This is a genomic window from Corynebacterium sp. MSK310 (assembly GCF_030227355.1).
Lineage (GTDB): Bacteria > Actinomycetota > Actinomycetes > Mycobacteriales > Mycobacteriaceae > Corynebacterium > Corynebacterium rhinophilum.
Genome location: NZ_JASPFZ010000003.1, coordinates 202,010 through 212,711, shown reverse-complemented (window position 1 = coordinate 212,711; position 10,702 = coordinate 202,010). Strand labels below are relative to the sequence as shown.

Sequence of the window (10,702 nt, the reverse complement as noted above, 5' to 3'; positions counted from 1 at the left end):
GATGCAATATCGGAATCAGACCCTTGAACCCCTCATCACCTAGAATTAAACCAGTCCAACTTTCGGGGGCCAGTTCATTCATCCAAGCCGGGAGGGGATTTACACGTCTGTGCTAGGCGGCGCCGCTACTTGATTACGGCGATGAGGTCGCCGCCTTCCACCTTGGTGGCCTGGCCAATGGCCACGCGGTCCACCACACCATCCTTGGTGGCGGAAATGGAGGCTTCCATCTTCATAGCCTCGATGACCGCGACTTGATCGCCGGCCTTGACCTCGTCGCCTGGCTCTGCCGTGGGGTTGACCACACCGGCGAACGGGGCCGCTACGTGACCGTCATTGGACGGGTCCGCCTTCTCCACCGTAGCCACAGTGGACTCGGCGTTTTCATCGCGCACCTTCATCGGGCGGATTTGGCCGTTGACGTTGAGCACGACATTGCGCATGCCCTTCTCATCCGGCTCACCCACAGCATCGAGGCGCACCACGATCTGCTTAAGGTCGGAGCGATCGGTGGAATCTTCTGGGAAGAAGTGCACCACCTTTTCTTCGCCTTCGGTCAGGCCGTAGAAGAAGGTCGTATCCGTCAGCGCCTCGGTATTGCCGTACTTGCGGCGGAACTCGTTGAATTCCTCGAACTGCTTGGGGAAAAGCAGGCGGTTCAGGCTCGCACGACGCTCATCCGAGTTGTCCGATTCCAAGTGCGGCTGCTCTTCTGCTGGGACATCGGTAATCTGCGCACCGGTTTCGGCGCGGCCATCGAGAACCTTATCGCGCAGTTCCGGCCAGCCACCCGGAGGGGTACCCAGCTGGCCGCGGAGGAATTGATCCACGGAATCCGGGATATCGTACTTCGTCGGGTTGGCTGCGAAGTCTTCCGGAGAAACGCCGGTGCCCACGAGGTGGAGCGCCAAGTCACCCACCACCTTGGAGGACGGGGTGACCTTGGTGGGGCGACCCAGCATCTCGTTGACGGCGGCGTAGTTATCCTCGATGATCTCGAAGCGATCCGCGAGGCCCAAAGCCACAGCCTGCGCGCGCAGGTTCGACAGCTGACCACCCGGAATCTCGTGCTTGTACACGCGGCCGGTCGGGCCAGGAATGCCGTTTTCAAACGGGGCGTACAGCTGGCGCACGGCCTCCCAGTACGGCTCCAAGTCCGAGACCGCTTGCAGGTCGATTCCAGTATCGCGCTTGGAGTTGGCGAACGCGGCGATGAGCGCGGAAAGCGAAGGCTGCGACGTGGTGCCGGCCAGCGGCGCCGAGGCGCCATCGACAATATCGGCACCGGCGCGCGCCGCCGCGAAGTAGGTAGCGATCTGTCCACCGGCGGTATCGTGCGTGTGGACGTGGACCGGCAGGTCGAATTCCTTGCGCAGCGCCGTGACCAGGGTGTGCGCGGCCTCTGGGCGCAACAGTCCCGCCATGTCCTTAACGGCCAGGATGTGCGCGCCGGATTCTACGATCTGCTCGGCGAGCTTCAAGTAGTAATCCAAGGTGTAGAGGTCTTCCTTCGGCGAAGAAAGGTCACCGGAATACGCCATGGCCACCTCGGCCACGGTGGTATTCGTCTCGAGCACGGCGTCGATGGCGGAGCGCATCTGGGAGACATCGTTAAGTGCATCGAAAATGCGGAAGACATCCACACCAGACTTGGCTGCTTCCTGCACGAAGGAGCGGCAGACCGAATCCGGGTACGGGGTATAACCCACGGTATTGCGCCCGCGCAGGAGCATCTGGATGTTCTGGTTCGGCATGGCCTCGCGCAGCAGATCCAGGCGCACCCAGGGATCCTCGTGGAGGAAGCGCATGGCCACGTCATAGGTAGCACCGCCCCACGCCTCCACCGAGAAGAGGTCTGGGGTCAGGCGCGCCACGGCCTCTGCCGCAGACACCAAGGCGGTGCTGCGCACACGGGTAGCAAGCAGGGACTGGTGGGCATCGCGGAACGTCGTATCCGTGACCATCAAAGGCTCTTGAGCGCGAATCTTTTCCGCGTACTTCTGCGGCCCCAGCTCCAAGAGGTCATCGCGGGAACCACGCGGGAGCGGCTCTTCCGCATTGAACTTCGGCAGCTTATCAAACGGGCGCAACGCGGTGGGCCTATCACCATTGGGCTTATTCACGGTGACATCCGCGATGTAGTCCAGGATACGTCCGGACTCATCTACCGCCGGTGGCGCCTTGAGCAGATCCGGGTGCTCGGTAATGAACCCGGTATCGACGCGGGTATTGACGAAGTCGGACTCATTGAGCAACGCGCGCAGGAAGCCGATATTGGTGGCCACGCCGGAGACGTGGAACTCGTTCAGCGCGCGGCGGGCACGGTGGACGGCCTGCTCGAACGTGGTGCCGCGGCAGGTCATCTTCACCAACAGGGAGTCGAAGTTGGGCGATACCTCAGCACCCACGGAGGTCGCACCGTCCAAGCGCACACCAGCGCCACCCGGCGAGCGGTACGCAGTCAACGTACCCGTATCTGGACGGAAGCCGTTATTCGGGTCTTCGGTAGTCATGCGGCACTGCAATGCGGAGCCGGTAATGGTGATATTTTCTTGCGACAGGTTGATGTCTTCCAAAGAAGCCCCGGCGGCGATATTCATCTGTGCCTTGACGATGTCCACACCGGTAACCTCCTCGGTCACGGTGTGCTCCACCTGCACGCGGGGGTTCATCTCAATGAATACGTGGTTGCCGCGCTCATCCACGAGGAACTCCACTGTGCCGGCACCTTCATAGTTGATGTGCTCGCAGAAGTTCACGGCATCCTGGCAGATGCGCTCTCGCAGCTCCGAATCCAGCGATGGCGCGGGAGCGATTTCTACGACCTTCTGGTGGCGGCGCTGCACGGAGCAATCACGCTCAAAAAGGTGGATGACGTTGCCCTGGGAATCCGCGAGCACCTGCACCTCAATGTGTTGTGGATTAATCACCGCGGTCTCGAGGTACACGCTGCCATCGCCAAACGCCGCCTCGGCCTCGCGTGAGGCTTCTGCCGCCCGTTCGCGCAGCTCAGATTCCGATTCCACGTAGCGCATACCGCGCCCGCCACCGCCAGAGACGGCCTTGACAAAGACTGGGAAGCTGAAGTCACCGGCGTCTGCCACCAGCTTATCGATGTCCGTGGTCGGCTCCGAGTCCTGCAGCGTCGGCAGCCCTGCTTCCTTCGCAGCGTTAACCGCAGCGGATTTATCACCGGTGAGATCCAGCGTGCCCGGGGTAGGACCAATGAACTTAATGCCATTGTCCTCGCAGGCGCGGGCCAAATCGGCGCGCTCGGACAAGAAGCCGTAACCCGGATAGATAGCATCCGCCTCAGACTTCTTGGCAGCGCGGATGATTTCCTCGATATCGAGGTATGCCTTGACGGGCTGTCCCTCATCACCAATGCGCACCGCCTCATCCGCAAAGGCGCGGTGGAAGGAGTTGCGATCTTCACGAGGATAGACGGCGACGGTCTTCGCCCCCGTTTCAAAGGCAGCGCGGAAAGCACGCACGGCGATTTCACCGCGGTTGGCTACCAAAATCTTGTCGAACGATGGAAGGGCGGAATTGGCCACTTGGGTGTTCCTTTCAACTTGGAAGACGCTGCGTTGCAACGTCCCCACTGGGGTGATCCGTCTCTCAGTTTAGAGATCAGAATAGTTTTTATCATCCCTTTTTTAAAACGGAGTTTTCTACACTCACCTGCAACTTAAACCCCGCCTAGGCGATTTCTGCCAGCCAACCAGTAATAACAGTCCTAACAATTCTGCAAAGTCTGCAAATTTCCATCCGGCAAATTTTTCGCAGTCGGTGTCGCAGTCGCAGCCGTAGTCGGTACCGGAGTCGTAGGCGAAACCGATGCCGCAGCTGCAGCCATATCTGCTGCCGCAGCCGCTACATGTGCATCCTCCTATGCAATATCTGAGGCGAAAATGCGACATCTAAGGGCGCGGTTTGCTCAGTTATACCGTAGGAGGATGCACATTTGACGCAGATGTATGCGGATATACCGCAGGAGGATGCACAAATGCTCCCCACGCAAGCGTGGGGAGCATCTACGTTCCACTTACCCGGGTTACACGGTCCGCCGCGGGACGAACCGCGCGGGAAGCCAAGTGTTTAGAAGGACTTCGGCGGAACGGAGCGCTGGTCTTCGCCGGCGTAGGCGGACAGCGGGCGAATCAGCGAGTTGTTCTCGTTTTGTTCCACGATGTGCGCAGTCCAGCCTGTGATGCGGGCCATGACGAAGATCGGGGTGAAGAACTGAATATCGAACCCGAGGATGTGGTAAGCAGGGCCGGCCGGGAAGTCCAGGTTCGGCTTGATCTTGATCGAGGTGTTTTCCTCCATGGTCTTGGCCATGATGTCGTACATCTCGATCCACTTGGTCTGGTCGTGCTGCTCGGCAAGCTCCTTGAAGGCGGCCTCCATGGTGGGAACGCGGGAGTCGCCATTCTTGTACACGCGGTGACCAAAGCCCATGACCAGGTCCTTATTAGCCAGCTTGTTCTTGGTCCACTCCTCTGCCTTGGCAGGATCGTCTACCTCGAGGAAGTTCTTCATGACGGCCTCGTTGGCACCGCCGTGCAGTGGTCCCTTGAGAGCGCCAATGGCGGCGACGATGGCGGAGTAGGTATCAGACATCGTGGAGGTCGCCACGCGCGCCGAGAAGGTGGAGGCATTGAAGGAGTGCTCGGCGTAAAGGATGAGGGACTTATCAAAGGCCTCGATATCGGCGCGGTTTACCGCTGGGGAGCCTTCTTCATCGCCGAAGACCATCCACAGGAAGTTTTCGGCAAAGCCCTTCTTACGGGAAGGCTCGATGTAGCCTTCACCGCGGCGGCGACGGATGTCGAGCGCGATGATGGTGGGGATCTTCGCCATGAGTTCGAGCGCGGTACGGCGGACGTGCTCGGAGTCCCTGGTGTATTCCTCCGCGTCCTGGGCCCCGATGAAGGAAATCGCCGTGCGCAGCACGTCCATGGGGTGGCAGCTTTGTGGCATGGACATGATCAGGTCAATGAGATGGCGGTCCAGGTGACGCAATGCCTTTTCACGCGCGGAGAAACGGATGAGGGATTCTTGGCCCGGCAGCTTGCCATTCCACAAGAGGTACGCAACCTCTTCGAAGGAGCAGTAGCGGGCCAGTTCTTGGACCGGGTAGCCGCGGTAGGTCAAGGAGTTGGTCTCAGGAACGACCTTGGAAACGGCAGTTTCATCAACGACGACGCCGTAGAGGCCTTTGCGGATTTCTGGGGTTTCGTTTTTCTTATCGGACATGGTCACAGGCTCCTTAGCTTTCAAAAGTGGGTTGATAGTTGTCTTTGGAATAGGTGAATACGGACTGGTCGAACTCGTTGTATTCCTGGTAGCGGACCAGCTCATACAGGCGGGAGCGGTGCTGCATGCGCTCTAGCCACTCAGTCTGGATGCCGGTTTCCTGCAAGTCGCGCAGGAATTCTTCGGTAGCGCCCATGGCCACGCGGAAGCTGGAGACTGGCCAGATCACAGCGTTGTATCCCAAACCGTCGAGGGTTTTCGCTGATTGCAGCTCGGTTTTTCCAAACTCCGTCATATTCGCCAAAAGCGGTGTATCCACGGCGGCGCGGAACTTTTCAAAGTCCGCGGGGGAATACAGCGCCTCGGTGAAGATGAGGTCCGCGCCGGCTTCGGCATAGGCCTTGGCGCGGTCGATGGCGTCATCGATGCCATTGACACCGGCGGCATCGGTACGGGCGCAGATGATGAAATTAGGATCGCGACGCTCGTTGACGGCTGCGCTGATGCGGCGGACCATAACCTCCTTGTCCACCACTTCCTTGCCGTCGAGGTGCCCGCAACGCTTCGGGTTGACCTGGTCTTCTAGGTGGCAGCCGGCCAGCCCGGCATCCTCGAGCGCGGCGACGGTGCGGGCGGCGGACATGGGTTCGCCGAAGCCGGTATCGGCATCGACAAGCACGGGCAAGTCCGTAGCGCGCGCAATCTGCCCGGCGCGCTGGGCCACCTCGGTCAAGGTGGTCAGGCCAATATCGGGCAGGCCCAAATCATTGGCCAACACCGCGCCGGATACGTAGACGCCGTCGAAGCCGCCGATGTCCTGGATAAGCCGGGCGGTCAGCGGGTTAAACGCGCCCGGCAGCGTGGTGATCGATCCGGATTCGATGGATTTACGGAAATTCGCGCGCTTTTCTGCGTTGCTGATTGTAGAACCAAATAGTCCAGCCATTAGAAGATTCCCTCCGGTTTCTCGGGTGCGGTGGCGAGGTGCTCATCGTTGACCCGCACGTTGAGTTCGGTTAGATCGGTGAGGTTTTCTAGGTCTTGCACGGCGGTGAGGAAGCGCTCTTGCTCGGCCTCGTCGACGACGCCATCGGCAAGCTTTTTGAACTTGGCAATGTACTGCTCGCGGGCGAAGGGGCGGGCACCCAGCGGGTGGGCGTCCGCCACGGCGCGCTCATCCTCGATGACGGTGCCGTCCTTGAAGGTGATAACGGCCTTGCCGCCGAAGGCCTTTTCCTCAAGGTCGTTGGAGTGATAGCGGCGCGTCCACTCGGGATCCTCAACGGTGGAAATCTTCTGCCACAGCTCGATGGTCTCCGGGCGGTTGGAGCGCTCAGGGGAATAGGAGGTTTCGTGGTCCCAAACGCCATCCTCCAGTGCGACCGCGAAGATGTACATCACGGAGTGGTCCAGGGTTTCGCGGGAGGCGGACGGATCCATCTTTTGCGGATCGTTCGCTCCGGTACCGATGACGTAATGGGTGTGATGGGAGGTGTGCAGCACGATGGACTCGATATCCGCCGTCTTCAGTCCCTTATCCTCCAGCGTCTTTTTCAGCGCAAAGGCCATGTCGATGGGAGCCTGCGCCTGGTATTCCGCGGAGTGTTCCTTGGTGTAGGTATCCAGGATGGCGGTCTTGGCCTCACCGTTTTCTGGCAGGGGCACGGTGTAGGTGCGCTCTGGCGAATGCAGCATCCAGGCGATGAACCCGTCCTCACCCTCCCAGATAGGTGCCGGGGCGCCTTCGCCGCGCATGGTGCGGTCAACGGCCTCGATGGCCATCTTGCCCGCGAAGGCTGGAGCGTAGGCCTTCCACGAGGAAATCAGGCCCTTGCGGGACTGACGGGTTGCCGTGGTGGTGTGCAGCGCCTGGCCGACGGCCTGGTAAATCGTGTCCTTATCCAGGCCCAACATCGTGCCAAGCCCTGCGGCTACCGATGGCCCCAAGTGCGCCACGTGGTCGATCTTGTGCTCGTGCAGGCATATGCCTTTGACCAGGTTGACCTGGATTTCATAGCCGGTCGCGATGCCGCGGATAAGGTCGCGGCCGCTCAGACCCTTGTGCTGCGCTGCGGCAAGGAGCGGCGGAATATTATCGCCGGGGTGGGAATATTCGGCGGCGAGGAAGGTGTCGTGATAGTCCAACTCGCGGACCGCGGTGCCATTGGCCAGTGCGGCCCACTCCGCGGAATACGTGCCATCGATGCCGAAAATGGTGGAACCGCCCTTGTCCACGGGGTGGGCTTCTGCCATCACTCGCGCAGACGTGACGGGGCCACGGGCAACGGAGGCCATAGCTACTGCGGCGTTGTCGATGATGCGGTTGATGATCATCTCGTTGGTTTCTTCCGGGACTTCTACGGGGTCCGCGGCCACCTCGGCCACCTTGTACGCCAGGTGCTCCTCGTACGGGAAGTCCTCGGCGGATTTATGAGTGCGTACCTCATGGTTTTTCACTGGTTGCGTCCTCCTTCATCAAGAATGCGTTGCACATCACAGTAAATGCTTGCATGTGGTGCACGCTATAGGTAACGTTTGTGGAAATTAGCGGACTTCTTTTGTGAAATCTGCAAAACTTGTGATTTTCACAGCGCATGGGCAGTAAAGGAAGACGAGGACGCATGACCAAGCACTATGCGGGGGCACGGATTCACGCTTTGCGCAAGCAACGCGGTCTCACCCAGGTGGCGATGGCGAAGAAGTTGGGGTTATCCACGAGCTACCTCAACCAGTTGGAAAACGACCAGCGCCCGCTGACCGTGACCGTATTAATGCAGCTAGCCCAGCGCTTTACCGTGGACCCCAGCTACTTCGCCGAAGACCGCGATATCCATACGATTACCGAGCTCCGCCACATCTTCCCCGATGCCTCTGAGGAAGCGCTATCGGATCTCGCCTCCCGCTTTCCCGAGTTGATGCCGCGGTTTGTTGATATTGCCTCGCGCGCGCCTGCCGCAGACCCCTCCCCCTTTGAAGTGGTGCGCGATTTCTTTTATGACGCGCATAACTACATCCACGAGCTCGATGTGCTCGCAGAAGAACTCGCCGGCCAGTTGGGCGATCGCGTCCTGCGCCGCGGCCGACTGGCCTCCCGCATGCACGAAGACCTGGGTGTTACCGTGCGCTTTTCCCGGCCCGGCCCCCGGCGTAGCTTCGACCCGGATACGCGCGAACTCTCGCTACGCGATGGGCTATCTGAGGCCCAATTGGTCTTTGAAATGGCCCTGCAATACTGCCTGCTGGCCTACGGCGATATCTGTGACAACCTCGTGTCTGAACTGCCCGAAGGCGAATCCCAGGACTTGGCCACCCTGGGCCTTGCGCAGTATTTCGCAGCGGCTGTCACCATGCCCTACCAGCGCTTTCTCACAATGGCAGAAGATACCCGCTACGATATCGATCTGCTGTGCAACTACTTTGGAACCGGGTTTGAAACAACGGCGCAGCGCCTCGCCACGCTCCAGCGCCCAGGGCTGAAGGGCGTGCCCTTTTCCTTCATCCGCACCGACCGTGCGGGCAATATTTCCAAGCGGCAGTCCTCTACTGCCTTTCACTTCGCGCGCTCTGGCGGATCCTGCCCCCTGTGGGTGGTCCACCGCGCCTTTGAAACCCCGAACCGCATTACCCGGCAGGTCGCGGCCATGCCGGATGGCCACGCCTACCTGTGGATCGGGCGTTTCGTGCAGGGAACGGCCAAGTCTTGGGGTACGCCGCGCAAGGAATTCGCGGTAGGCCTAGGCTGCGATATCACCCAGGCGGATCGCATCGTCTATGCCGATGCCCTGAACCTGGACATGTCCGCCGCCACCCCGATTGGCCCAGGCTGCACGGCCTGCCCCCGCGAGTTCTGTCCGCAACGCGCCCTGCCGGAGGCAGATAGACCGATCAAAGTCGAGCTCAACCGCACTGCGGAACAGGCCTACTCCACGTTCTAGGAACGAGGTTTACTCCAAGTCATCGTGGGCCACCAAGCGGCGGGCGGCCTCGGTGATGGTGCCGGACAGCGATGGGTAGACCGCGAAAGAATCTGCCAACTGGTTCACCGTGAGCTGGTTGGTCACCGCCATTGCAATGGGCAGGATGAGCTCGGAGGCGGTCGGCGCGACGATGACGCCACCGATCACGCGGCCGGAGGTAGCGCGGCAGAACAGCTTGACAAAACCGTGCTGCAGCGAGCGCATCTTCGCACGAGGGTTGGTATTCAGCGGCATGGTAATGGCGCGGGCGGCGACCTCACCGGCCTCGATTTCGGCCTGGGTAAAGCCGACCGCGGCGATCTCCGGGCGGGTAAAGACCGCGTTAGCCACGGTCTTCAGGCGCAGCGGCGAGACGCCTTCACCGAGCGCGTGGTACATCGCCACACGGCCCTGCATTGCGGCCACGGAGGCAAGAGGGAAGAGATCGGAGCAGTCACCGGCGGCGTAGATGCCGGCAATATTGGTGCGCGAGACGCGGTCTACCTGGATGTGCCCAGACTTCGCGGTCTCCACGCCCACATTTTCCAGCTTCAAATCCTTGGTATTCGGGACGGAACCAATGGACATAATGACGTGCGAGCCGTGGATCTCGCGGCCATCCTGCGTGGTGACCAGCACGTTGCCGTCCTCGGTGCGGTTAACGGTTTCCACGCGGCAGTTCTTTTCCAGCTCCACGCCGCGCTCGCTCAGCACGGTTTCGAGGACGTCGGCGGCATCGGCATCATCGTGCGGCAAAATGCGGTCGCGCGAGGCCACCATCGTGACCTTGACACCCAGCTCGGCAAAGGCGGATACGAACTCCGCACCGGTGACACCGGAACCCACCACAATCAGGTGCTCCGGCAGCTCGGTGAGGTTATAAACTTGCTGCCAGGTCAGGATGCGCTCGCCATCCGGCTGGGCGCCGGGCAAAATACGCGGGGTGGCGCCGGTAGCCACCAAAACGAGGTCTGCATCCAGCGTCTCCTCGTGGCCGTCCTCATTGAAAACCGCGGTGACCTTGTGCCCACCAAACGCATCGGCCTGCTGATCCTCCGGGAAGTGCGCGCGGCCATCGATAACGCGGGCACCCAGGGAATCCATGGTATTGCGGATATCACCGGATTGCTTAGCCGCCAAGTCCTGCACGCGCTGGTTCAGCGCGCTGATGGAAAGCTGCGCCTTGCCGATGCCCTCGTTCAGCTCCATGTCATCCGCGCGGCGCAAGTCCGTTTTAATATTAGCGCCGGCAATAAAAGACTTGGAGGGAACACAGTCCAAGACCACGCTATTGCCGCCCATGCCTTGGTCTTCGATGATGGTGATTTCCGCGCCGTACTTGGCGCCAGCCAGCGCTGCCTCGTAGCCCGCCGGGCCACCGCCGATGATGACAATTCGCTTGGTCTGGTTCAACACGCAATTGCTCCTTTATAGGCTCCACTTTTAAAGTCGCCTACGAGTCTAACCCGTAGGTAACCCCAGCG

6 protein-coding genes are annotated in these 10,702 nt (G+C 60.5%); 1 reads left to right on the top strand and 5 read right to left on the bottom strand.

Features of this window, described 5'->3' with window-relative positions:
* Positions 1–125 precede the first annotated feature (125 nt).
* From QP891_RS04615 to prpD, 4 genes are all read right to left on the bottom strand, one after another.
* On the bottom strand, positions 126–3,557 hold the full coding sequence (locus QP891_RS04615; protein ID WP_284816972.1) for a pyruvate carboxylase: 3,432 nt from the start codon (positions 3,555–3,557) through the stop codon (positions 126–128).
* Between the two features lie 544 nt (positions 3,558–4,101).
* On the bottom strand, positions 4,102–5,262 hold the full coding sequence (locus QP891_RS04610; RefSeq protein WP_284770103.1) for a bifunctional 2-methylcitrate synthase/citrate synthase: 1,161 nt from the start codon (positions 5,260–5,262) through the stop codon (positions 4,102–4,104).
* A 13-nt stretch (positions 5,263–5,275) separates the two neighbouring features.
* Positions 5,276–6,208, bottom strand: a complete 933-nt coding sequence (gene prpB, locus QP891_RS04605) for a methylisocitrate lyase (RefSeq protein WP_284770104.1) — start codon at positions 6,206–6,208, stop codon at positions 5,276–5,278.
* Positions 6,208–7,719, bottom strand: coding sequence for a 2-methylcitrate dehydratase PrpD (gene prpD / locus QP891_RS04600; protein WP_284770105.1), 1,512 nt, complete (start codon positions 7,717–7,719; stop codon positions 6,208–6,210). The genes prpB and prpD overlap by 1 nt, the downstream gene beginning before the upstream one ends.
* A gap of 164 nt (positions 7,720–7,883) precedes the next feature.
* On the opposite strand from prpD, the gene QP891_RS04595 reads away from it, so the two are divergent.
* The gene (locus tag QP891_RS04595) at positions 7,884–9,197 is read left to right on the top strand and encodes a short-chain fatty acyl-CoA regulator family protein (protein WP_284770106.1); all 1,314 of its coding nucleotides are present in this window, start codon (positions 7,884–7,886) and stop codon (positions 9,195–9,197) included.
* A gap of 9 nt (positions 9,198–9,206) precedes the next feature.
* Here the strand turns inward: QP891_RS04595 and QP891_RS04590 are convergent, their stop codons facing one another.
* Positions 9,207–10,634: an NAD(P)H-quinone dehydrogenase gene (locus QP891_RS04590; protein ID WP_005281545.1), complete on the bottom strand. Its 1,428-nt coding sequence runs from the start codon at positions 10,632–10,634 to the stop codon at positions 9,207–9,209.
* Between the last annotated feature and the right edge of the window lie 68 nt (positions 10,635–10,702).